The organism is Bradyrhizobium sp. Pa8, from assembly GCF_052588265.1.
This window is the reverse complement of the sequence record NZ_CP176767.1, coordinates 2,065,981-2,090,325: the sequence shown is the minus strand read 5'-3', so window position 1 is coordinate 2,090,325 and position 24,345 is coordinate 2,065,981. Positions and strand designations below refer to the sequence as shown.

Annotated in this window: 17 protein-coding genes; 10 read left to right on the top strand and 7 right to left on the bottom strand. The window is 61.6% G+C overall.

What is annotated here, in order from left to right:
- Window positions 1-59: 59 nt before the first annotated feature.
- The 5 genes from ACKWRH_RS09495 to ACKWRH_RS09475 all read left to right on the top strand — a co-directional run bounded on the left by ACKWRH_RS09495 (window position 60) and on the right by ACKWRH_RS09475 (window position 6,894).
- Window positions 60-1,484, top strand: coding sequence for a polysaccharide biosynthesis/export family protein (locus ACKWRH_RS09495; RefSeq protein ID WP_445220293.1), 1,425 nt, complete (start codon window positions 60-62; stop codon window positions 1,482-1,484).
- Between the two features lie 160 nt (window positions 1,485-1,644).
- Window positions 1,645-2,937: a hypothetical protein gene (locus ACKWRH_RS09490; protein ID WP_445222361.1), complete on the top strand. Its 1,293-nt coding sequence runs from the start codon at window positions 1,645-1,647 to the stop codon at window positions 2,935-2,937.
- Window positions 2,938-2,969: 32 nt separating this feature from the next.
- A complete protein-coding gene (locus tag ACKWRH_RS09485) occupies window positions 2,970-4,166 on the top strand; it encodes a glycosyltransferase family 4 protein (protein ID WP_445220292.1) in 1,197 nt (398 codons plus the stop codon).
- 57 nt (window positions 4,167-4,223) lie between these two features.
- Window positions 4,224-5,435 (top strand): glycosyltransferase family 4 protein, encoded by a 1,212-nt coding sequence (locus ACKWRH_RS09480; RefSeq protein WP_445220291.1) that lies wholly within the window; start codon window positions 4,224-4,226, stop codon window positions 5,433-5,435.
- Between the two features lie 67 nt (window positions 5,436-5,502).
- The gene (locus tag ACKWRH_RS09475) at window positions 5,503-6,894 is read left to right on the top strand and encodes a hypothetical protein (RefSeq protein WP_445220290.1); all 1,392 of its coding nucleotides are present in this window, start codon (window positions 5,503-5,505) and stop codon (window positions 6,892-6,894) included.
- 2 nt (window positions 6,895-6,896) lie between these two features.
- Here the strand turns inward: ACKWRH_RS09475 and ACKWRH_RS09470 are convergent, their stop codons facing one another.
- On the bottom strand, window positions 6,897-8,120 hold the full coding sequence (locus tag ACKWRH_RS09470; protein WP_445220289.1) for a glycosyltransferase family 4 protein: 1,224 nt from the start codon (window positions 8,118-8,120) through the stop codon (window positions 6,897-6,899).
- 982 nt (window positions 8,121-9,102) lie between these two features.
- Between ACKWRH_RS09470 and ACKWRH_RS09465 the strand changes: the two genes are divergently transcribed.
- Window positions 9,103-13,464, top strand: a complete 4,362-nt coding sequence (locus ACKWRH_RS09465; protein WP_445220288.1) for an RHS repeat protein — start codon at window positions 9,103-9,105, stop codon at window positions 13,462-13,464.
- A gap of 58 nt (window positions 13,465-13,522) precedes the next feature.
- On the opposite strand, the gene ACKWRH_RS09460 is transcribed toward ACKWRH_RS09465, so the two are convergent.
- From ACKWRH_RS09460 to ACKWRH_RS09435, 6 genes are all read right to left on the bottom strand, one after another.
- A complete protein-coding gene (locus ACKWRH_RS09460; RefSeq protein WP_445220287.1) occupies window positions 13,523-14,260 on the bottom strand; it encodes a class I SAM-dependent methyltransferase in 738 nt (245 codons plus the stop codon).
- Window positions 14,261-14,396: 136 nt separating this feature from the next.
- On the bottom strand, window positions 14,397-14,903 hold the full coding sequence (locus tag ACKWRH_RS09455; RefSeq protein ID WP_445220286.1) for a serine O-acetyltransferase: 507 nt from the start codon (window positions 14,901-14,903) through the stop codon (window positions 14,397-14,399).
- Between the two features lie 76 nt (window positions 14,904-14,979).
- A complete protein-coding gene (locus ACKWRH_RS09450; RefSeq protein WP_445220285.1) occupies window positions 14,980-16,434 on the bottom strand; it encodes a lipopolysaccharide biosynthesis protein in 1,455 nt (484 codons plus the stop codon).
- A 48-nt stretch (window positions 16,435-16,482) separates the two neighbouring features.
- Window positions 16,483-17,535: an acyltransferase family protein gene (locus ACKWRH_RS09445; RefSeq protein WP_445220284.1), complete on the bottom strand. Its 1,053-nt coding sequence runs from the start codon at window positions 17,533-17,535 to the stop codon at window positions 16,483-16,485.
- Between the two features lie 88 nt (window positions 17,536-17,623).
- Entirely contained in the window at window positions 17,624-18,976 is a 1,353-nt protein-coding gene (locus tag ACKWRH_RS09440; RefSeq protein WP_445220283.1) for a hypothetical protein, read from the bottom strand.
- Window positions 18,977-18,981: 5 nt separating this feature from the next.
- A complete protein-coding gene (locus tag ACKWRH_RS09435; protein ID WP_445220282.1) occupies window positions 18,982-20,172 on the bottom strand; it encodes an acyltransferase family protein in 1,191 nt (396 codons plus the stop codon).
- 365 nt (window positions 20,173-20,537) lie between these two features.
- Here ACKWRH_RS09435 and ACKWRH_RS09430 point away from each other — a divergent pair, with 365 nt between their 5' ends.
- From ACKWRH_RS09430 to ACKWRH_RS09415, 4 genes are all read left to right on the top strand, one after another.
- Window positions 20,538-21,923, top strand: coding sequence for an O-antigen ligase family protein (locus ACKWRH_RS09430; RefSeq protein WP_445220281.1), 1,386 nt, complete (start codon window positions 20,538-20,540; stop codon window positions 21,921-21,923).
- 39 nt (window positions 21,924-21,962) lie between these two features.
- On the top strand, window positions 21,963-22,607 hold the full coding sequence (locus ACKWRH_RS09425) for a hypothetical protein (protein ID WP_445220280.1): 645 nt from the start codon (window positions 21,963-21,965) through the stop codon (window positions 22,605-22,607).
- A gap of 160 nt (window positions 22,608-22,767) precedes the next feature.
- Complete coding sequence (locus ACKWRH_RS09420) at window positions 22,768-23,409, top strand: transglutaminase-like cysteine peptidase (RefSeq protein WP_445220279.1); 642 nt, start codon at window positions 22,768-22,770, stop codon at window positions 23,407-23,409.
- Window positions 23,410-23,810: 401 nt separating this feature from the next.
- Window positions 23,811-24,338 carry a hypothetical protein gene (locus tag ACKWRH_RS09415; RefSeq protein ID WP_445220278.1) on the top strand — a complete coding sequence of 176 codons (528 nt, stop codon included), beginning with the start codon at window positions 23,811-23,813 and terminating at the stop codon, window positions 24,336-24,338.
- Window positions 24,339-24,345: the final 7 nt, after the last annotated feature.

Genomic DNA, 24,345 nt, shown 5'->3' with positions numbered 1-24,345 from the left:
TGCGCGCTGCTCACTGGTTCGATCGCGGGCCCCAATCGTGACAACGATCTGACACGTGTATGTCCGGTTCGCGAACTGCTTATTTAAGAGGATGTTCCGCACAAATTTTGGACAGCGATTTCGGCGTGTATCCACGTTCACAAGTGGCAATAAGGTCACAGCCACAAGTGCTTTACCATAAAGTCGAAGACGTAGCAGTGACTCCGCAGCACGGGATTTGTACGGTGATTCCGATTTTAGATGAGTACGAGGGAATTCCAGTGGCTAAGACCGAACTATTGAATTTTGATTTCGGTATTAGCCGAATCCTGGCCGTTGCTGCGATCAGCGTCTCCTTGGCGGGTTGCGGTAGCTTCATTCCGTTAGACGCTCCTGATGCCGTCGCAACGCAAACAAATGCGGCGCTGATCACCGAGCCGAGCGCGCCGCTGGCCTATGCCTTGATGCCGGTCAATCCGGCGATCCTGCAGGCCACCAACGCATTCACGGACTCCGCCGGAATGATGTTCTCCCGCCTTCCCGGCGGCAACTACCGCGACGTCACCATCGGCATCGGCGACATCGTGACCGTGACCGTGTACGAAGCGCAGGCAGGCGGCCTGTTCATTCCGCGCGAAGCAGGCGTGCGACCGGGCAATTTCGTCGACATTCCGCGACAGCAGGTCGACCAGTCCGGCAACATCAACATCCCCTACGCCGGATCGATCAAGGTCGCAGGCCTAACGCCGCGCGCCGTTTCGAACATCATCCGCGAGCGTCTCAAGGACCGCGCCATCGACCCGCAGGCCGTCGTGAGCGTGGCGGAACAGCGCGGCAACCAGATCAGCGTGCTCGGCGAAGTCAACTCGCCGCTCCGCTTCCCGATCGATCCAGGCGGGATTCGCCTGATGGGCGCGATCGCACGCGCCGGCGGCCCGAAATATCCGTCCTACGAGAGCACGATCACGATCAAGCGCGAGGGCCGCACCTACAGCGAGACGATGTCCTCGGTCGTGCACAACCCCAACGAGGACGCGCTGCTCGCTCCAGGTGATGTCGTCTTCCTGACCCGCATTCCGCGCGTCTACATGGTGTTCGGTTCGACGCCGTCGCCGGGATCGATCGGCGGCACCAACAACCGTCGTTTCTCGTTCGAGAACGACAACATGTCGCTGGCTGAAGCCATCGCGAAGGCAGGCGGTCTCGACGGCGCCCGTGCGGACTCCAAGTCCATCTACGTCTACCGTTTCGAGCCCAAGCCGCTGCTGGAGAAGATCGGCATCGCCGTATCCCAGTTCCCGACCAAGTCGGTCCCTGCCGTCTACAAGTTCGACATGAGCAAGCCGGACGGCTGGTTCCAGGCTGATACGTTCAGGATGCGCGATCACGACGTGATTTCGGTGGCGGAATCGCCGTCGACCGAATTCATCAAGCTCATGCTCCCGTTGAACGCGGCAACCGCCAACGCGGACAACATCAGCTCGGTGGTCGTGAACTCCAAATAGCCCAACTCAGCGCGCTCAATGACGAGCGCGCAGACAAGGCGGCCCCACCCCATTGGGGCCACAGAAGAGTATTAGCCTTGTCGGGTTGACGCGAGCAGGAGTGGACACGAGCGTGACCGAGCAAAACAGGAAACGCGCCTTGCGTCGTTTCCGGATGTTGATGTGCGGGCTCTGCGTCGCGGCCGGCCTCTCATATCCTGCCAACGCACAGAATGCGCAGCCGCTCGATCAGCGCTTCCTGCTGGGCGTCGGCACCCACCAGGGCCTCGGCGGCGTCACCAGCGCCCGCGGCTATGTGCCCGCGACCGCCGTCAAGCAGATGAAGGAGCTGGGGGTCACCTCGTTCCGCGACGACTTCCCCTGGTCGGATTTCGAGCTGCCCGGCAAGCGGCTCGGCTTCAATGCCCTGAACGGCCGCCTCGAGACCCAGATCAGGTCCGGTGTCGGAATCCCGCTGCTCATTCTCGGGACCGGCCATCATCTCGTCCCGAATTCCGATCCGCCGACGACCGACGAAGCGCGCCAAAGATTCGTCACCTATGCCGCGGCAGCCGCGCAAGCGGTCGCATCACGGCAGCCGATCTTCGAATTGTGGAACGAGTACAATCTCAGAGCACGCGCGGAGGCGCTGTTCACCGTCGAAAATTATGTGACGCTCGCCCGATCGGTGCAGCCCGCGGTCAAGCAGGCGGCGCCGTCCGCGCCCTTCGTGGTCGGAGCGCTGGGCGACGATCCCGGCTGGAAATGGACCGACGCCCTGCTGAAGACCGACCTGCTTCGTATCGCGGACGGGATGTCCATTCACATCTACAACCATTGCTTATCACCGGCCGGGCGGACCGCAGCTGAGGCGATCGAACGACTGCAAAATCTTCATCAACGCGTCGCACAGGCGACCGGCAATCCCGACTATCCGATCTATCTGACCGAAACGGGCTGGCCCACACCAACCGCGAAATGCGGCGTGACCGAGCAGCTTGCCGCCGACAACATGGCGCAGATCATCCTCTGGGCCTCGACCGCCGGTCCGTGGCTCAAGGGGATATGGCTCTACGAGCTGAAGGACAGCGGGACGAAGCCTGGTGAACTGGAGGACAATTTCGGCATCTATCATTTCGACAATTCGCCGAAGCCTGCCGTGTGTTCCATTCGCGAAAGCTGGGCCTTCATCCGCACCAGCCTGAAGGCAACACGAACCACGCCGGCGCCCGGCGTCGTGCAGATCCGCAGTGACAGTGGATCGGAAACGAAACTCGCGCTTTGGTCGGAGACTGCGTCGAAGCGCTTCGAAGTTCGATTAAAAAATGCGGAACCTAATGCCGAGATCAGCTATGTATGTCAGCAAGCGCCGGGCCCTGCCGCCGGCGCCTGGACGGCGTTGTCGACAACGCCGTTGCTTGTCAGCGTCAAGGGCACGGCCGTGCCGGATTTCGAGATCCGGCCATCGAACTGACGCTGCGGCGGGCTGCTAATCCGAGGCTATCCTTGAAAATACTGATCGTTAACACGCTCTATCCGCCCGAGATCATCGGGGGCGCCGAAGTGTCTGTGTCGCTGCTCGCGGAGGCGTTCGTCCAGCGCGGCCATCAGGTGTCGGTGGTCTGCCTTCAGAACAAGCAGGAACGTACGATCGACGAGCTCAAGGGCGTGCGCGTATACCGTGTGCCGATGGACAACGATTACTGGCCGTTCGGCAACGACAGGAAGCCCTCCTCGGTCCAACGCCTGAAGTGGCATCTCAAGGACACATGGAATCGCAAATCCGCGGCGCGGTTCGCCGAAATTCTCGACATTGAGAAGCCCGACGTCGTCCACACCAACAACCTCACGGGCTTCTCGGTCTCGCTGTGGTCGGAAGCCAGGCGGCGCAACATCAGGATCGTGCACACCCTGCGCGACTATTCCCTGCTCTGCAAACGCTCGACGCTGTTTCGGGGCGATGCGACCTGCGCGCAGCGCTGCACCGTCTGCGCCGCCATGACGTCGCCTTATCTGCTGGCCTCGCGTATGGTCGATGCGGTGGTCTCGAACAGCCAATTCGTGCTCGACCAGCACACCAGGCTGAAATATTTCCCCGGCACCGATGGCCGCGTCATCTTCAACATCGCCGATCCGAGCTCCGTGGTGCCCTCACCAGCTTCGAGCTCGGATGACCTGATATTCGGGTTCATCGGGCGGCTTGAGGCCGAAAAAGGTATCGAGGTAGTCCTCAAGGCGGCCGAGCAGCTTCCCGACGAGGGCTGGCAATTGAAAATTGCCGGAAAGGGGCTTGAGGATTACGTGCGGGGGCTAAAAAGCCGCAGCGGAAAGAAGGTCGAATGGCTTGGCTTTGCCAAGGCAGCTGAATTCTATGCCAGCATCGACGTCTGCCTGGTGAGTTCGGTCTGGCCGGAGCCGCTGCCGCGCACGTTGATCGAAAGCATCAACGCCGGCCGGGCGACGATTTGCTCGACGGCCGGCGGGATTCCCGAGATCGCGGGGTTTTCCAATATGGTTGGGTCCTACGAGCCCAGCGATCATAAGCGACTGGGAGAATTGATGCTGAAGGCCGTCAACGAGAGGTCGCGCTGGAAAATCGCCCGGCCTCCGCAGCCAGGATTTGCCGAGAGGTTTTCGGCGGATTCAGTGACAGGACAATATTTGGACGTCTATTTGAACAACAATCGAACCAACCGGCAATAAGCCGAAACGGAGATTTCAGCAAAGCCCTTTGGCAGGATAGCTGGACAGACCTTTTCGATGAAGATCCTTATCACGTCATCCCTCTATCCGACGCCGTTGGCACCGAAAGTGGTCGGGGGCGCGGAAACGTTCGTCCGCCGCCTCGCCGAGACCCTGGTGGGGCAGAACGACGGCGTGGAAGTGATACGTGCCGCATCCGCATCGAACCAGCAGATGGAGACCTGCAACGGCATCGACGTGTATTCGGCGCCCGTACACAACATCTATTTCCCTTTCGCCAAGCAGCACAGCTCGCCGGTGCGCGGCATCTGGCACGCGATCGAGGACTGGCAGACAATGTCGGAGCTCGTTGCGGCGCGCATCAAGGCCTTCAAGCCTGACATCCTGCACTCGAACAATCTCTCCGGCCTGACGACCGCGGTGTGGCGGACCGCCGCCCAGCTCGGCATTCCGGTCCTGCACACGCTTCACGACTATTATCTCACCTGCCCGCGCTGCTCGCGCTTCTCGGACGGACATGCCTGCGAGTCGAGCTGCATGAGCTGTCAGATCCTGACTCTTCGCCGTCGCGGGGCGACGCGACATCTGGACGCCGTCGTCGGCGTCAGCCAGCGTATTCTCGACATCCATACGCAGCTCGGCCTGTTCACGCAGACACCGCTGAAGATCGTCATTCGAAACGCCTCGACCGCCGACGTCGGCAACGCGGACGCCGCGATGGTCGACGGCACCGTCACGTTCGGCTTCATCGGACGTCTGACCGAAGAGAAGGGCATCTACAATCTCGTTCGCGCCATCGCGACGATTCCGCCTGACCGGTTTCGGCTTGTCATCGCAGGCCACACGACCGAGAGCCAGCAGAAGCAGCTCAAGGCGCTCGCTCCGAATGCACGGATCGAATTTCTCGGCTTCGTACAGCCGAAGCAGTTTTACGAACAGGTGAACGTCGTGGTCGTACCCTCGGTCTGGGAAGATCCCTGCCCGCTCGTCGTCGCCGACGCGCAGGCCGCCTGCAAACCCCTGCTCGGCACGCCGTTCGGCGGCATTCAGGAAGCGATCAAGCCCGGCGTGACCGGCTGGCTGACGTCGCCCGATCCCGCCTCGATCGCCAAGAGCATTTCGGCGATCATCGAAGCGCCGCAGCAGATCGTGGAGATGAGCGAGCGATTGAAGTCCGGCATCGACAAATGGGCTTTTGACGACGTCGTCGCCGGCTATCGTAGCGTCTACGACGAGCTCACGCGCGGCCGCGGCACGCCTCGCACGTAGCGCTGACGCAGATGCCGCCAATGGCCCTCAACCATCCCACCATGTTCTTTCTCACGCATCGCCAGACATGATCAGCCTGCTCGCATTCGGCAGCTATATCTACCAGAGTGCGTCCGCGATCATTCTGATCTTCGCCGTCAGCCATATTCTCTCGCCGGCCCAGTACACCTCGTTCTCGCTGGCGCTGGCGACGAGCCAGTTGTTCTGCGTCTTCGTGTTCGAATGGCTGCAACTGGCCGGCGTTCGTTTCCTCGCCGCAGCTTCCGGAGAAGAGGCCGCGCGCCTGCGGTTCTCGCTGTTCAGCGCCGGGCTGCTCAGCGCGCTGGTGCTGCTGCTCGTCGGCGGCGTGGCGGGACTGCTGGGCACGCTCGAGACGAGCGTCGTCGCCCTCGCGCTGGCGATGGCCGTGCTGCAAGGCGCCACCGACCTCTATTTCATGATCGTCCGCGTGTCCGACCGGCTGGGGACCGCGTCCGTCCTCCTGATCCTGCGTGCCAGCGTGCTTCTGGCCGGCGCCGTCGCGGGCGCGCTGCTCCACGGCACGGCTGCAGCGACGCTGTGCGGCATGGCCGCGAGCTACGGCGCGGTGCTTCTCCTGAGCCTGGTCGTGCATCGCACCTCGCTACGGCGCGCGTCGCGACACGCCATGCTGACCGACTGGGGCAATTTCTGCCGCTATGGCATCATGGCTGCGGCCGCCTCCGTCATTCATCTCTCCGTACCCGTCACCTTGCGCCTGATCGTGATCGCCACGCTCGGCCGGGCGTCGACCGGAGCGGCGGGCTTCTCGATGGCGATCGACCTTCTGCAACGCCCGTTCTCGGTCCTGGTGGCCGCCATTCACACCGTCTGCTATCCCAACGTCGTGGTCCGGTTCGAGCGCGGCGTCGACGGCGAAGCGCGCAGGGCCACCGCCCGCATGCTCGAATTCATCCTCTGCGCGACGATCGTGATGCTGGGCGGGCTGATCGGCCTCCTGCCCGACGCGGCGCATCTGTTCGTGCCCGCCGATCTGCTGGTCGATTTCCTCAACGCGGCGCCGGTCGCGGCGATCTTCTACTTCCTCCACACCCACCTTCAGGCCACGCTCGCGATCGTGCCGCATCTGACCAAATCGGCGACGAGGCTGGTGGTCGTCGCGGCGTGCCAGCTGCTGCTGGTGTCGGCGGCGTCTTCGATCGGCGCGTTGCTGCACATATCGGTGGCGGGACAGATCGCGAGCGCGGCCTTGGCCACCGCGCTCATCATCCTCTTCGCCAGCGGTCCGCTGATCCGGTTCAGGGCGGCGCCAAGGGCGCTGCTGATCCTGGAAGCTACCGTCGCGGCCGCCGCGATCGCGATGCTCGCGGCAGCTCCGTCGGACTCCCTGACCTGGCTCGCGGCAAAGATCGTCTTTGCCGGCCTCGCCGTCGTTCTGGTGACGTGGCGAGGCGATCTGCTGGCCTCGGCACGCAGTTAAGATCAGGCCTTCACCGCGTGAGCCAGCGGGTTGCCGCTGGTATCGCCGGTCAAACCGTAGATCCTGAGGGTCTCGTCGACCATCGGCCCGACACCGAAATATTGCTGGGCGCGCGCAAGGGCATTGCGCGACAGCGCGGCGCGCATCGCGGGGTCGGCCACCTTCTCGAGCGCACCGACGAGCGCGTCGACGTCCTCGAATGGGACGATGAAGCCGGTCTGGCTCTGGATGATCTGATCAGTCGCGCCGCCCGCCGGAGTCCGGACCGGAACGAGGCCCGTCGCCATGGCTTCGGCAACGCCGAGCGGGAATCCCTCGAACCGGCTCGGCAGCGCGAACACGTCGGCGGCCCAGAGAATTTCGCGGACGTCGCCCATGAACCCGAGGAACTTGAACGTGTCCTTGTCCTTCTCGCCGGCATGAGCGAACGACTTGATTTCCTTCTCGCGCTCGGCTCCGCCGCTGCCGACAAAGTAGCATTTGATGTCGATCGGCGGAGAACTGGCGCCGTCGCGGATCTTGCGCGCCGCCTTGATGAGGAGGTCGTGGCCCTTCACCCAGGCGAGACGGGCCGCCAGCAGGCACATGAACTCACCGTCGGCAACGCCGAATTTCGCGCGCGCATCGCGGCGCTCGGCATCCGAGGGCGGCCGGAAATGAACCGTGTCGACGCCGCCATAGACTTTGGCGATCCGGTTCTTGCCGAACAGCACGTAGCGGCGCAGATGCCGGAGCGATTCCTCCGACATCAGGATGAGGGTGTGGGGAAAGAAGAGGTTGAAGAACAGGACCTGGACCGGGCTGAAGGTCGATTGCGGCGCATTCTGTACCTTCTCGATGTTCCCGAGCACCGAGGGATGATAGGTCGCAACGCAGCGCGCGCCGGTGAGCAGCGCGAGCAGCCTGCCCCACATCAGCATGCCCAGCCCGTGGACGTTGATTACGGTGATGTTGTTCTTCCGGATCACTTTCAACAGCTGCATGAAGATCGACAGCGAGGGCAACTTCCGAAGTCCCGGAATGACGTGCCATTCCTTGACGGCCGCCGCCAGCTTCTGACGCTTGTATTCGGACTTCTCGTCCGAGCGCACGGCACCGGAGACCAGGTGGATCTGCACGCCCCGGCCATGCAATCCCGTGGCCAGGGTCTCGCAATAGGATGCAATCCCGTCATTGCAATTCACGACCTCAACCAGAAACATGACATTCGGGGCGGGATCTTGCATGAGAATGGCCTTACTCCGTTCAATCGACGACATTTCGGTCAGTGCTTAGCGGCAAATTCCATGCCGTGCCAGCGGTTTGCCCGCAACAGCGTTGCGCGCCTAACATATTGACGTTGCGGATCTGCGACACTCCGCACCGGCACCGCGGGCGACGTCCAAAACTCCGCTTCTCGGGTTCGGCGCCTCCGTCCGAAGTCGGCGTTCCCTTCAAATTCCGCAAGCAACGCCCGGTTGAAACGTCCCCGGCCCCTTGCCCGCCGAGTCCGCGACCGATTGTCCCGCCGTTAACGCACCGATCGCCGCACCTCGTGCACAAAGATTGGACCTCTCATCTCGTCGGTGTCGTTCGTTCGACTGACCCTGCACCTCGACGAGGCGTCTCTTCATCGGCCAAAGACGGACTCGATATCCTTCTGCATTGACGTCGACACGAATGTCGCAGCGACCAGGAGAGAAAACAAAACTCCGGTAGCGAGTTCCATAGATGTACTTTCTCGTTTCCCGACTGCACGCGGGAAAATTCGGAAGCGCGCTGCAAGCCTTCAACGCCCGAACAACTGTCACATTCGAAATTCGATCGATATTTTTTGCGATCGTGACTCTCAGGCAACTCGATCCGCCCACGCCACAGGCTTAACGGCGCTTAACACAATAGATTCGAAGCACAATAGATTCGAAGCAAGGCTGCTCGCGCGACAAGCAAATGCGTTTCGATTAGGCACCGGCACAACATCGATCGAACATCGTCGTTGCATCGCCATTCGAACGTCACGCTGCAAGCACATTGCCGTGGTCTTCATCGATCAATCTCAGTCCACGCAGATTCGTGCGCTGTGGGCGTCGCGCAGGAAGCGTCGGTGAGAAAATCTCCGGGTGCTTCCATTTTTACCGATCTCACCAACTCGAAAAACAGAGATTGGCCGATACGACAGACGCAGGCGGCACCGAACTCTCGCGTTTCAGAAAAGGCTCCGAAATACCGATGACTACCGCATCACCAGATCAGACGATCCTGTCGGCGAGCACCTTTGTCAGTTCCATCGGCGTCAATGTTCACGTTGGATATTCCTGGGGCGCCTACGACAACCTCGCCCTCGTGGAGGACAATCTCAAATATCTCGGGGTGACGAAACTGCGGGGCGGACTCGCCACGAGCCCGGAAGCGCAACCGATCGTCGAGGGACTTGCGAGGGACGGTTACAAATTCGACCTCGTGGTTCCGTCGGGCGTTCCGGCCGGCGGCGCGGCTGCGCTCCAGTCTTATCTGGAATCCGTCAAGGAGTTCGCGGCCAGCCATCCCGGCAGCGTCATCGCGCTGGAAGGCCTGAACGAGGTCAACATCCAGGGCTTCAGCTATAATGGGAGCTCGAGCGTCTCGGCCGCAGCGCAGTTCCAGGCTGTCTATTACAGCGCCATCAAGGCGGACGCCGCGCTCAAGGACATCCCCGTCTACAATTTGTCGATCGGCTACAATGACTCGGCCGACTACGCCAATCTCGGAAACATGTCGGGGTCGACCGACTACGCCAACTCTCACGCCTATGTCAGCACCGGCCTGACACCCGAAACCGCTCTCGAGCAATTGCTCGGTAACGCCACGTCGGTCACCGGCGGCAAACCGGTCGTGATCACCGAGACCGGCTATACGACCAAGAGCGATACCCCGTATGTCGGCGCCAGCGAGAACGTACAGGCGAAATCGATCCTGAACACGCTGGTCGATGCCTACAAGGACGGCGTCAGCACCACCTATCTCTATCAATTGCTCGACGCCTCGGCGAGCAACGACCCTACGGATCCCGAATCGCACTGGGGCCTGTTCAACGCCGACGGAACCCCGAAGCTCGCGGCGACTGCAGTCCACAATCTGACGACGATCCTGGCCGACGACGGCAAGGGCGGCCACACGCCGACTGCCTCGCTGAACTATACGCTCGACGACATGCCGGCGAGCGGGAACAGCATGGTTCTCGGCAAGAGCAACGGCGCCTATGAGCTCGTGGTCTGGGCGGAACCCAAGGTCTGGAACGACGCCACCGACACCGAGATCGCGAATCCGACGACGTCGGTTACCGTCAACCTGGGCAGCGTCCACCACCTGATCAACGTCTATGACCCGCTAAAGGGCAGCTCGCCGATCGCGACCTACACCGATGTCAGCCAGATCGTGGTTCCGATCACGGACCACCCGCTCGTCATCGAGATCGACGCTCCGGCAGGAGGCGGCACTGCACCGCCCGCCGTGACCGACGTCAGCGGAACCGCCGCCGACATCGTGTCGCAGATGTCCGACCTGAACGCCTCGGGTTCGCTTAAGACCATCACGCTCACCGACACCCACGTGCTTCCGGTCGCCTCCAATGCCACCATGGAGTACATGATCTCGCATTACGGGAAGGCGCTCGCAGCCATCCAGGGCGGCTACCAGTTCTCCGTCACCAACTCGACCGACACCTGGAGCGTGACCAGGGTCTACGACTCCTCCGCAAAGCTTCTGTCGACCAGCACGTCCAACTTCACCGACGGCGTCATCACCAGCAAGGTGACGCTCAATACCGACGGCTCGTCGGAGAACATCGCCTATACCGGCGGCAAGATGGTGCGTGACGTCACCGTCTCGGCGATCGGCGACAAGGACACCAAGACCTACGATACGAGCGGCAATCTCATCGCGGACCTCGTCCAGAACAAGGACGGTTCGTCCTCGAACACGCTCTATTCGGCCGGCGTCAAGACCAAGGTCTACGTCACCAATGCCGACCGCACCCACGACAACTACTATTACAACATCACCGGCCAGTCCTATACCAGCGAGCACGACCAGCTCGACGCGGGCGGGAGGCTTCTGTCAGTCGTCCGGATGCATGCCGACGGCTCCATGGCCTACAGCCAAGTCTACAACAGCGACGGCAGCAAGGTCACGACCCAGTACGACGCCACGGGCCACAAGACCTCTGTCGTCACCGTGACGTCGACGGCGACCAGCACCGATTTCTACACCACAGCCGGCGTTCTCAAGCAGACCGTCGTGCAGACGACCTCCGGCAACGTGACCACCACGAACTACAATGGTGAGCTGCTGGTGTCCGTCTACGTCGTCAACGCCGACGGGTCGAAGGACTCCAAGCTGTACGACGCCAAGGGCGTCATCGCGAGCGACGTGGTCCAGAACGCGGACGGCTCGTCGTCGACCACGCTCTATTCGGCGGGTGTCAAGACCAAGGCCTACGTCACCAACGCGGACGGCAGCCGCGATAACTATTATTTCAACATCACCGGCCAGTCCTATACCGGCGAGCACGATCATCTCGACGCGAGCGGCAAGCTGCTGTCGGTCAGCCGCACCCATGCGGACGGCACCATGGCCTACAGCCAGGTGTTCAACAGCGATGGCAGCAAGGTCACCACCCAGTACGACTCCACCGGCCACAAGACCTCGGCCATCACCATAACGTCGACGGCCACCACGACCAACTTCTATACCACCGCGGGCACGCTCAAGCAGCAGGTGGTGCAGACGACCTCCGGCAACGTGACCACGACCAACTACAACGGCTCGCTGCTGGCGTCGGTCTACGTGGTCAACGCCGACGGGTCGAAGGAATCGAAGCTGTACGATTCCAACGGCATCATCGCGAGTGACCTGATCCAGAACAAGGACGGCTCGTCCTCGAACACGCTCTACACGGCCGGCGTCAAGACCAAGGTCTATGGCACCAATGCCGACGGCAGCCGCGACAACTACTATTACAACATCACCGGCCAGTCCTATACCAACGAGCACGACCACATCGATCCGAGCGGAAAGCTGCTTCTGGTCAGCCGTACCCATGCCGACGGCTCGATGGCCTATAGCCAGGTGATCAACAGCGACGGCAGCAAGGTCACGACCCAGTACGATTCCACGGGCCACAAGATCTCGGTCATCACCGTCACATCGTCGGGCACGACGACCGACATCTACGATGCATCGACCGGCGCATTGAAGCAGGAGATCTCCAAGACGAGCTCCGGCGACACCACGACGACCAACTACAACGGCGCAAAGCTGGCGTCGGTCTACGTGGTCAACGCCGACGGGTCAAAGGATACCAAGCTGTACGATTCCAGCGGGATCATCGCCAGCGACCTCATCCAGAACAAGGACGGTTCGTCCTCGAACACAGTCTACTCCTCCGGCGTCAAGACGAAGCTCTATGTCACCCATGCCGACGGCAGCCATGACAACACCTTCTACAACATCACGGGCCAGAGCTACACGACCGAGATCCAACACCTCACCGCCGCCGGCGCGCTTACGGCCCTCACCCGCCTTCATGCCGATGACACGCTTGCCTACAAGCAGGTGATCAACAGCGACGGCAGCAAGGTCACCGACCTCTACGACAGCACCGGCCACAAGACGAGCGAGATCCTGAATGCCGCCGATGGATCGACCACGACGGACACGTACAACTCGTCGGGAGCTTTGGTCCAGGACGTTCACAAGACGGCGGGCGGTGACGTTACGACGACGAATTACGTGAACGGATTGAACTCGTCGATCTACGTCGTCAACGCCGACGGCACCAAGGAAACGAAGCTGTTCGACGGCAGCGGCAGCCTCACCAGCGACTACGTGCTGAACAAGGACGGCTCAAACTCGACCACGGTGTTCACGTCGGGCGTCAAGACCGCGGTCTACGCCAATAACGCCGACGGCTCGCACGACAACACGATCTACAACATCACCGGCAAGAGCTACGTCACGGAGCAGCAGCACATCGACGCCGCGGGCAAGATGACCTCGATCACCCGGTCGCACGCGGACGGCACGCTCGATTACACGCAGGTCATCAAGTCGGACGGCAGCAAGGTCTCCGACGTCTACGACAGCACCGGGGTCAAGACGACCGAAACCATCAACAACGCCGATGGAACGTCCGACGTCTTCAAGTTCAAGGTCGCCGGCCTGCCGGGCGCCGTCGAGCACGACAGCTACAATACCAGCGGCTCGCTGCTCTCGATCGACGTCCTCAATACCGATGGGACCCACGCCGTCACGGCGGTGACTGCGGGACTGACACTGGCCGGCGGCAGCGGCAACGACATCTTCTCCGCGGCGCCTGGCACGACCACCGTCATGTTCGACGGCGGCAACGACCAGATCAAGAGCTTCCACGCCGGGACCGCGGCGAATCACGACACGATCGAAATCCTGAAATCACTGGTGGCCGACTACAGCCACCTGCAGATTTCGCAATCAGGGTCCGACACGCTGATCCAGCTCACCTCGGCCGATTCCATCCTGTTGAAGAATGTGAATTCGGCCAACCTGGATCACGGCAACTTCCTGTTCGTCTGATGCCGAACCAGCTGGCAGGTCCCCCTGCCAGCTGAACAGTACGACGGGGGAAGCAACGTCAGTGCGGCCGCGCGGGTGTGGCCGCACCGATGAAGATGATATCCTCGGCAAGCAGCGGCAGCTGCCGCAGCAGCATCGACTTCAGCTTTCCGGCGCGCATGAAGGTCGCCATCTTCACCTCGACCGGCGCATAGCCGGCGTCGATTGCGACCTTGGCGATCGTGTAGGGCGTGAAGAAGAACCGGTGATCGCTGTTGATCGTCTCGACGTTCTTCAAGATGCCCTTGATGTTGCCACCCCTGAAGGCGTTCGGAACGGTGATCACGATCTGATCGACGACGTCGCCGTAATTCTCCCTGAAGCGCGACAGGAACGAGACCGGATTCGGAATGTGCTCGACGACTTCGCCAAACACGGCGATGTCGAACTTCCGGCCGGATATTGCGTCGATCTTCTGGCCGGACGTCACGTCGCCCGCGACCATGTTGTCGAGCCCGGAAATCCGCGACGCCTCCCGCACCGCATCCGCATCGATGTCGACGCCGACGGTGTATTCGGAACACTCGGTGATCAGCCCGTGCAGCCAGTCCCGGTTCTCGATCTTTCGTTTGATGAGCGGCAGATGGTCACAGCATCCGACATGCAGGACGCGCTTGCCCCGACAGATGTCCACGAGGACGTCGCATCTGTATCTGACGTCGCCGTCGCCCCGATATTGTACGACGATGGTGTCTTTGAACTTCGAGCCGTCGAGATAGGGATAGACTTGCGAAAAATCGGTAATGATCGACGACATGGGCTTGCTTCCTGTGTCTGAGACGTTTCCGGACACAACTATACATGGCAAGCAATCAGAATTGTGACCGGGTTGCGCCGGCTGACGAAACGCGGATCGCGGATCGCCGGGAACCTCGCCGTCGGTTCGCGGTCCGTCAGGCGCGCAAGCGACCTGGTGCATCCGAGCGCACGATCCGCGCTGGTGCTCCCGCGGCGACGGAATGCGGCGGGACGTCACGCGTCACGACCGCGTTGGCGGCGACGTTTGCTCCCGCACCAATCGAAGTCGGGCCAACGATCACGGCACCGGTGTAGATGACGGCGCCGTCGCCGATGGTCGGGCAACCCGGTTCATCCCAGGCACGCCGGCCGAGCGTGACGTTGTGATACAGCATCACGGAACGACCGATCCGCGCCCCCTCGCCGATCACGACGCCGGTCGGATGCGGCAAGATCAGCCCTGGACCGATCTCCGCGAGAACCGAGATGTAGCAGCCGCGCCGCATCAGCGCCCGCACGAGCAGCCAGGTGATCTGATGTCCCCAGCGTGTCTGGAATCGCAGCATCCTGGCGATGCGCCAGGTCGTGATCACGGCAAAGCCCGGGCTCGTCAGCATGGCGACGAAAGCGGCACCCACACCGGACCTGCCGGTGTTTGCCATCAGGTCCTCGCGCCACGGAAATCCCGCTTGGGACTTGCCGCTCATTCCCTCAACTGATGACATCAAACGATCTCTACTAACCTGCCGAGGAAACATTCGCCTGTATCGACGGAACCGACCCGCCGAGCAGCGACTGCATGCTGTTCCAGATGCGACGCCTGAATATCACGTAGCTGCCAAGCACGATCAGCGCATAGACGACCGTCGCCAACAGCCAATGTGACAGACTTGCGACGTCTGCCTTCGTGGCGACGAGCGCGCACAATGCGCCGAGCGCGGTGGCGACGGTGGCCGGCATCAGGGCGCCCAGCAAAGAGGCATAGGAGACCTCGCAGTTGCGGGCTCCAATCATCAGCATGAGGGCGCAAACCAGGATCGATACGATCAGGTACACGACAGCCACGGCCGTGAGCCCGAACGGCAACGCCACGACGAAGGCAAGGATCATGCTGGCACTGTTGGCGGTGCTCACCCAGAACTGGAGCCGGGCCTTGTTGTGAGCCAGCAGAATCGGTCCCGCATAGGCCGCAATCGACTGCGCCGCGCCTGCGGGCGCGAGGATGGCAATCAGCGGCAGGACTTCCTGCCAATGCGGCGAGAGGAACGTCGCAACGGGATATTTCAGCCCGAATGTCAGATAGATCATCGCCGGGAATGTGATCATCGCGGTCATGCCGAGCACCGCGCAGATCGCCGCCCTGCGCCGTTCCTGTTCCCGCTCGCCGTTCATTCGGCTCAGGGTGGCCATCAGAACTCCGCCGCCAGGCCACGACAGGATCATCAGCGGAAGCGTCATGAACTGGAAGGCGAGACCGAACAGGCCGACCGCCGCCGCGCCCAGCTTGGCGCCGATCATGAGATTGCCGACGTTTCTCGCAGTGAAGTTGAGGACGTTCGAGGCCAGCACCCAACCGCCGAACGACAGCATCAGCGCGACGCCGCGCCATTTGAAGGACAGATGGATGTGGCGTCTGGTGTTCACATAGAAGGCGACGGCGCGCACCGCCTGCATCAGGACATAGTATGCGATCAGCGCCCAGATCCCCCATCCGAGCAGGGCTCCGGCCAAGCCCACCGTCGCGGAAGCCAGAGCCGCGCCGGCTTCGATCAAGGCGATGGTCTGATATTGCAGGGAGCGCTCCAGGACCGCGCGCGGCCCCATCGCGGAAATGGACAAGACGACCGAACCGGAGAGAGCAGCCAGCACGGCCGGCAGCCCCTGCATGTCGACGGCAGCCCCCAGCGGTTTCGAGGCGGCGGCCAGCACCAGGGCACAACCGATCCCGATCGCGACCATCAGAGTCGTCGCCGCGCCGGCTTCCTCCCTGGTGAGCGAGGTCCGCTGAATCATCGCGCTCGACAGCCCAAGGTCGGTCAGCATGGAGATGAAGGCGATGAACGGTAGCGAAAACGCCACGAGCCCGAATTCCGTGGGCGTCACGAAATAGGTGATCAGCAGCGTGATGAGGAACTGAACGGCCGACTTCACGACGTTCACGCTCGACATCGAGAGCAGATTCTTGATGATCATGACGTCTCTCGTACGTGATCCGGCTGAAAAGATTGCGAAGGGATGCGCTCAGGCGACATAGCGGGCTTCACGGCGCACTCCGAACAACAGGCCCCGCAGTGCCGGATCGAGCAAGCGGCGGAGTCTCACTTCGATCAGCTCGTAACTGACAGTTCCCGCTATCAGTGCGGCAATCAGGCCGAGGCCCGCGAACCCGGCCCAGAGGAGCCAGAGATTGACGCCATGCGCGGCCAGCTTCACTCCGATGACCTGCAACGGAAATAGCGCAAAAGGATGGACCAAATAGAGGCTATAGCTGATCTTTCCGAGGAACTGCAGGAATTTGCCGCTCAAAGCGGCGGCAATACCGGAGTCCGGAGCAAGGACCATTCCAAACAGCAGCGCGCCCGGCAGCAGCCCGACCAGCGGATGCGCATATTCGATCGACACGTACATCGCGATCCCGCAAAGGATGCCCGCCAGCAATCCGGGCCAGCCGACGACGCGGATCCGCAAATCGATCAGGCTGAACAACAGCCCGACCAGGAAGAACGCGGCGATCGGCCGAAAGGCGATGCCCGCGAGACCGAGCAGGATGAATGGCGCCGCCAGCAACCAGTTCCTCCGCTGCACCAACATCACGAAGATCACCGCGAACAGAATGTAGAACGCCCATTCGTAGCTCAGTGTCCACGCATTCTGCTGGCCGATCGGCAATCCCAACGCGTCCGGCAGGAACGCCAGATTGACGAAGAACAGCTTGAGATACGTCGGCAGATCGATCCCCTTGAAGAACTTGTAGCCAACCAGGGGGCCTGCCGTGAACAGGATCAGGTGCAGGATCACGAACACGGGCAGGATTCGCAGGGCGCGATCGAGAAAGAACTTCCCGACGCTGCGGTGACGCATCAGGCTCGCCGGAATCAGGAAGCCGCTGATCATGAAGAACAGCTCGACGCCGTGCCCGCCCATGTTGACCGTCGATTCCAGCCACGGCCAGATCGGAGGCAGGAAACCTGCCAGAAGCGGCATGTCCTGAAGATGGACGATCAACACGGTGAGCGCGGCGACGCCGCGCAGCCCCTGGATCGCCTCCACGAAATTCTTGCTGTCTGCGCTCACCGCCGCGATCCGATATCAAGATGAAGGAAAGTTGCGGACCAGAGCCCGTGCTGCGCATTGCAGCTCATTGCGTGCGGCAACATCGCCATCATGCCGGCCGCGAAACCAGATCGTCGACGTCAGGCGCGAGCGGCGCCGCGTCCGCGACGGTCTCGTCACGTCTCTCTCGGGCGAAGACTTCGCTGAAGGCGACGCCAAGCATGATCAGGCCGCTTGCCGGACCATAGGCCAGAACGGTGATGGTGAAGAGATTCATGGCCACCGCAAAAGACAGCTTGTAGATGTCCCTGGTCCTTGCGACCGCGAGGATGACCATGACCATGAACAACACGAAGATCGGCCCGAACATCAGGTAGGTGCCGAGGTAGAAATTGTCCACCGGAACGTAATAGCTGAGCTTGTTCGAGAACAGCAGCTGCGGATAGTTGAAGCAACCGAGGCCGCAGCCGACGAAGAAGCCGACCGGCATGAGATCAGCCATGTAGACGAACGGCAACTGCCAGCTGTTGTTGACGCGGTCCTGCAGGCTGAACAGACCGCGCGACATGCTGACAAGCCCGTTGCCGGAAAACAGCGCGATCAGCACCGCAGGCACGAGGATCGACAGGAACGACAGCAGCGCCATGCGCCGGAGCATGGGAAACTTCTCACGCTCGGGAACGAGGCGAACGATGATCAGGCAAGCGATGTAGATCACCATCACGCCCAGCGACGTCTTGTTCGTGGTCAATTTGATGGCGTAGAGACCGATCGGCGCCCAGAACAGGCACCACAGCAGGCTCCGGCGCACCGAGCTGATCACGAACGAAATGAACACGAAGAATGCGGCCATCGTGCTGTCGGCGGCCAGCCCCGCCAGGCGCGTCTCGGACGCCGACCACCACAGCCGCGTCGCCTGCCGCGTCGTGCCGAAAGTCTCGTAGGCATATCCCACCCAAGGCAACTGCATGCGGGACGACAATATGATCCCGACGAGCGTCAGGTAGAAGATCGGGTGAAGCCACCGTAGCAGTCGATCGTAGTCGCCGAAATTGCGCCCGCAGAAGCAGAAGCCTACGAACACCGGCGCGATCATCTTGAACGACGACATCATGCCGCTGAAATACCCCAGGAACACGTATCCGAGGTAAAGCGCAAAGCAGATGTAGAACAGCGTGAGGATCGCGACGAGGTTACGTCCCATCAGGATGTAGCGCTGCACGAAGGCAAAAATGCAGACCAGCGCGAAAATGTCAGGCAGGAACCACAGCGGGCTGATCTTGAGAACGGCCAGATAATAGCGCAGCGCGCCTGCGAGCGCATCGCGGTAGAAATAAAGCAAGAGCGCGATTGCCTCGAGACTGAAGAATGCACTGCCCTCCTGCTGGTAATGCCGGGGCAAGGCCACCGGATCGACCATGCGCCAGTCCGACCTCGGTAGAGCCGAAGAGTTGCTGGACATGCCCGTCACTCCGCCGCGACCACAGCGGGAACGGGGCGGCGATTGAAGAGCCGAAGCACGAACCGCGACCCCGGCATCTCGACCCAGAGGTAGGTGAAGTTGGAGAGCACGAGCACGGCGGCCACGAAGACGGCGAGCAGCAGCGAGGCTGCCAGTCCGGGAAGAATGCTGTCCACGATTTGCAGGCGCCCGGTGCCCACGCCACGCGCGAAGTACTGGATGAGGACAAGTATCAGCGCATGCGTCATGTAGATCGAATAGGAGCGCTTGCCCAGCCAGACCAGCGGACGAACGGACAGCAGCTTCGGCAGGAGCCGCTCCGGAAACGCCATCAGCGAGCCCAGCAGGGCGCCGAAAACGATCGGCGCCACGAAGCTGAGCCGTTCGTCGAAGCCGACGACTGAAACCAGCACGATGGCGACGACGGCCGCGCCGATCTGGCAGGCCGACTGAACGAAGGGGCTCACTGAACGACCTTTTCCCGAGACGAAACGAAGCGTAAGCACGCCGACGAAGAAGCCCAGGAAGCATCGGGTGAAGGCGTTGGTCTGGAAATCGAGCGTTTCATTCTTGAGCACGAAGATAATGAGAGCCGCGCCCATCACGGCCAGCACGGCACTGAAAACATAGACGAGCTTGATGTAGCCAAGGCGCAGCGACAGGACGACGACGGCGCCAAACACGAGATAAGTGTAGAACTCCGCGCTGATGCTCCAGCTCGGGCCGTTCCAGCTCAGATAGTCGAGCACGCCCATAGCATGGAGCAAGAACACATTCGCGACAAACGAGTACACATTGTTAACCTGGAGATCCGCCGTCTCGTTGGTCGAGAAGTGCAGCAGGTCCAGTTCGGTGAGCGTGAGCCGCATCAGGCGAAACGCCAGAAACGCGAACAGCATGACGATGTGCAGCGGATAGATGCGCGCGATACGGCGCAAGGTGAACGTTCGGAAGTCGAACTCGCTGAACTCCGACTGCACGTAGCTCATCGAGATCACGATGCCGCTCAACACGAAGAACAAGTCGACGAAGAGCCAGGAATTGTGAAAAAACGCGACGTCGATCCAGGCGCGATGGGGAAGCGCAGCGGCGAGCGGATCCGATCCGACGAAGTGATGGACGACCACGCAGAGGGCGGCGAGGCCACGAACGCTGTCCAGCGGAACGTAGTGCGCCTTTGTTTGATGAGCTAGCACTTGATAGAGGCTCTACGATTCGACCAAAGCGAAATGCTGCGGTGCAATATAATGCCTCCACCGGGTGGTTTATTCAACTGAAAAGAGCCGCGAAGCGCCGATCTCGACCAGGACAGTGCACGACAGATGCGGCAGCAAGACGCCGGCCGGCATCTTTGCTCCGACGACATGCTCATAAACTTCAATTCAGCTTTCGTGAGGCAACGGGCATTGCGTCTGGAACAGATCAGGGCTGCACGCGCGAACCGCTGCGGTCTTGTTTGCGATGTTGCGAATGGCCATCAACGACCCAGCCTCGCATTAACTTGATCTCGCGCGAAGTTCTGGTAGCTCCATCGCGGCTGAGCTGAACGACAGAGGGGACTTTGGGCGCGATATCGCGATTTTTCGCCACAGCCGTGTTTGTGCTGGCGCCACTTCCGCTCGGATCCCTCGACCTCGCGTGGATTTGCTTCTGGAATTTTCTGCTCGTCTGCAGCCTGCTGACCGCCGATCTTTCGGCCGTGAGCCGTCGCAATGCCATGTTGCTCATTCCATTGGCAGTGGCGATCGCAGCGGTGGTTGTCATCGTGGCGTTGCAAACGTGGAGCGATCCGTCCAGTGAATCAGCAGCGGTCTGGGAACTGCCGCGGCGTTTTTTCGGCCTCGTCCTGCCTGACCGTCTCTCGGTCACCGCGCGCGGAACGTGGCTGGCGTTCGGATCGGTCTTGCTGCTGTCGCTCGCCTTCACGCGCGCCGTGATTCTTGCAAGCGATGCGGGAGCCGCACGTTCGCTGCTACGCATACTGGCATGGGCGGGTTGCCTGTATGCATTGTACGGAATTCTGGCGGAGCTGATCGCACCGGACATGGTGCTGTTCAGGCAGAAGGAAGCCTATCTGGGCTTTGCCACGGGCACCTTCGTCAATCGAAACACGGCGGCGACGTTCTTGGGCACCTGCGCCCTGCTGTTTCTGGTGCCGCTTCTGCGCACCATGCATCGCCAGGAAGGCGGGCCGCCGGAACAACCGGATTGGCGATCGCAGCTCGAGCAAATCCTCTCCGCGCCGGTGGCGCTCGGTGCGGGATTTGCGATCTGCACGATCGCGCTTGCCATGACCGGATCGCGGGCGGGTCTGCTGCTGTCGGTCGGCACGTTCGTGCTGGCCATCATCCTTTATCTTGTGCCGCTCGAGCTCGGCAGATCGCGGAAGTGGCTGGTCCTCGGCGGCTCGGCAGCAGCAGGGCTCGTGCTCTTGCAACTCGTAGGCGGCCTCGTAGCGGGGCGAATCGTCGAACACGGGCTGATCGATCCGCAGCGGCTTGCGGCCTACCAGGCGTCATTGGGGATCATCGCCGATCATCGGCTGCTCGGTGTCGGGCTGGGCAATTTCGAAGCTGTTTTTCCCGCCATCAGGCCCGCAGCGCTCGGCAGTCTCGGCATCTGGGACCGCGCTCACAGCACGCCGCTGGAAATTGCCGTCGAATTAGGCATCCCCGCCTTCGCCGTCATCGCGCTGGCCTGCCTCTGGTATCTTTACCATCTGTTTACCGGAAGCTTGCGCCGAAAGCGCGACCGCTACATACCCGTGATCGGCGCCAGCGTCGCTGTATTGGGAATTGCACATAGCTGCATCGATTTCTCGTTGCAGATACCCGGTTACGGCGTGTTTTTCGCAGCCATCGTCGGGTGCGGCCTCGCGCAATCGCTACCATCACAGATGCGAAAAGAACGTGGCAAATCCGTGCAAGTCGAGCTAAAGTCGAATTAATTGAAGTTTAAAGTCAAATTGATTGAAATGGGCAGGGCAATGAGCTGGAATTCTGGTAGGCGCTTCACCGTGATCGTCGGAGCGCTGGCACTTTTCGCCGGAATGCCGGCTGCATTCGGCGCAACGGGCGTCAGCTCGGGCTGCGTTGCCAACACAGGCGTTGTTTCAGCCGAGCGCGCCACCGACTTTCTGGCCAATCCGGGCGGACTGCTCGACCAGTTCAAGGACGGACAAGGCGGCCTCGCCTCGGCTGTGCGCGACCTTCTGACCGCGCGTCCCGAGACAGTCGACGGCATTGTCTCGTTGGCGAAGGCCAGCAGCGCTGATCAAAGCCGCGCCATTGGCGCTGGTCTCGGCACCGCCGCTTCGGTCTGCGTCCTGTCGCAGCCCGGCGTTGCCCAGCTGATCCAGGAGGCGGTTCTCAAGACCGAGAATCCCGACCTGATCCAATCGTTCACCAGCATCACCGGCGATATCCCGACCGAAGCGACCAACGGTGCCGATCCGACGGGCGAGACCACAGCCGGCGGCGGACTTGGTTCGGCCGCGGCGGAGGCACGCGGTGGCGGAGCAACCTCGACCGAACCCACGGCCGTGAGTCAGAGCGGACCCGGTGCGGCGTCACAGACGCTGTTTGCGGCGACATCGACCGCCGTTCTGACCTCGGTAAGCCCGTCGCGCTGACGGCTGGAACCGCTGCATTGGCAGTGAATTAACCACCCCTCTCAGGCCGGTCCCGTGACCGGCCTATTTAGCTACAATTGTAAATTTCCGCGGAACCAAAGCTCAAATCGTTTGTGAGATACCCGTAGCGTCAAAAAAGAAAACGCGAGACGGGGATGTCATGAGCTGGATTATCAAATCGCTGGTCGCGATCGGGATCGCGTCGACCGGCACCGCCGCCAAGGCCGAAATGTTGAACGACGGTTCGCTCAATCAGGCGAAGGGCGCGTTCATCCGCGAGTACGACAATGCGCTCGCCCCGCTGCAATTCGTCAAGTTCTGCATGAACAACGACGGCGAATGCACGGGCGACGCCGCCGACCGGACACTGCCTTCGGGCGACCGGGCGATGAGCATGCTGCGCGAGGTGAACAGCTCGGTGAACGCGTCGATCACACCGATGCAGAAATCGACCAATCCGATGGTGGCGCGCTGGAGCCTTTCGCCGTCCGCCGGCGATTGCAACGACTACGCGGTCACCAAGCGTCATCAACTGATCGAGATGGGCTGGCCCAAGTCGGCACTGCGCCTCGCAGTGGTCCTGACCAATGGCGGCCAGGGCCATCTCGTGCTGGTCGCGCGACTGGCCGACGGCGACTTCGTCCTGGACAACCTTTCCGCTTCGGTGCGACCCTGGAACGCCGCGGATTACGAGTGGATCTCGATGCAGTCCAGCGGCAATCCGCGCTTCTGGGTCGCGATCGGCGAGCATGGCGAGCGCCTGCGGGCCACGCGTCTCGCGATGTTGCGGACCTCCGAATAGACCGCGCGAAGTTTCGCTCTACCGCCCTCAATCGCAGGTTGCGACAGGCGCGAGGAGATGGTCTGCCAGACCGTCCCTCGCGCCTTTGCCTTGGCATGGCGCTTGCCTAAAATTCGTGCTTATCGCATACGAGCGCGTGCAACCATTCGCCGAATCCGCGCCTGATCGCAGCAAGAATTTCGTTCATCTGAAACGGGGATGCAGAGCGGGCAAGGATGGCAATTTGGTCCGTACTGGTTTATATTTTGCGCCGCACAAGAATTTGACATAGTTTTGGGTCATCAAGGACCTAGGGCCTAAATCCATACGTCATCACTAGTTTGCAACGAGATATGAGCGCGATCCTAATCAAACTCGATAGCTTGTTGCGTGGCTCCCTGCCGGTCTTACGGATCGCGGCAGTGATCGCCGTTGCCGTGTCTGCGACGCTGTCCGCGCCGGCGCAGGCTCAATGCGTCGATCGCGCCGAACGAGCGCCGTCGTCCGCGGTCAGCGCATTCGTCTCGGACCCCTCGGTTTTGTTGCGACAGTCGAAGAACGACAGGGACAAGCTTTCGGGCCGGCTCACCGGCTTGCTGGTGACCGACATAGCCGCGCTCGATCCGGTTCGGGACATGCTGCGCGAGGCGAGCCAGGCCGACCGTGTCGCAATCGGCGCCGGGCTTCACCGTGCCGAAGAGCGCTGCATCGCGACCAAGCCCGACGTCGCGCGCCGGATCAGCGAATTCGTTGCCAAGCTGCACGACGGGTCCGTCCTCAAAGGATATCTCACGGATCAGGACGCGGCGGCTGCGCCCGTTCCGGGAAGCCCGGCTCCCACCACGGCCAGCAATGCACCGGCGGGTCCGGGTGCAAGCGCCGGTCTGATGTCGGGTGAGTGGAAGACCGAACTCGCCGACCCGTTCAAACCCGTTCCCCTTCCCGAGTGACAACCTC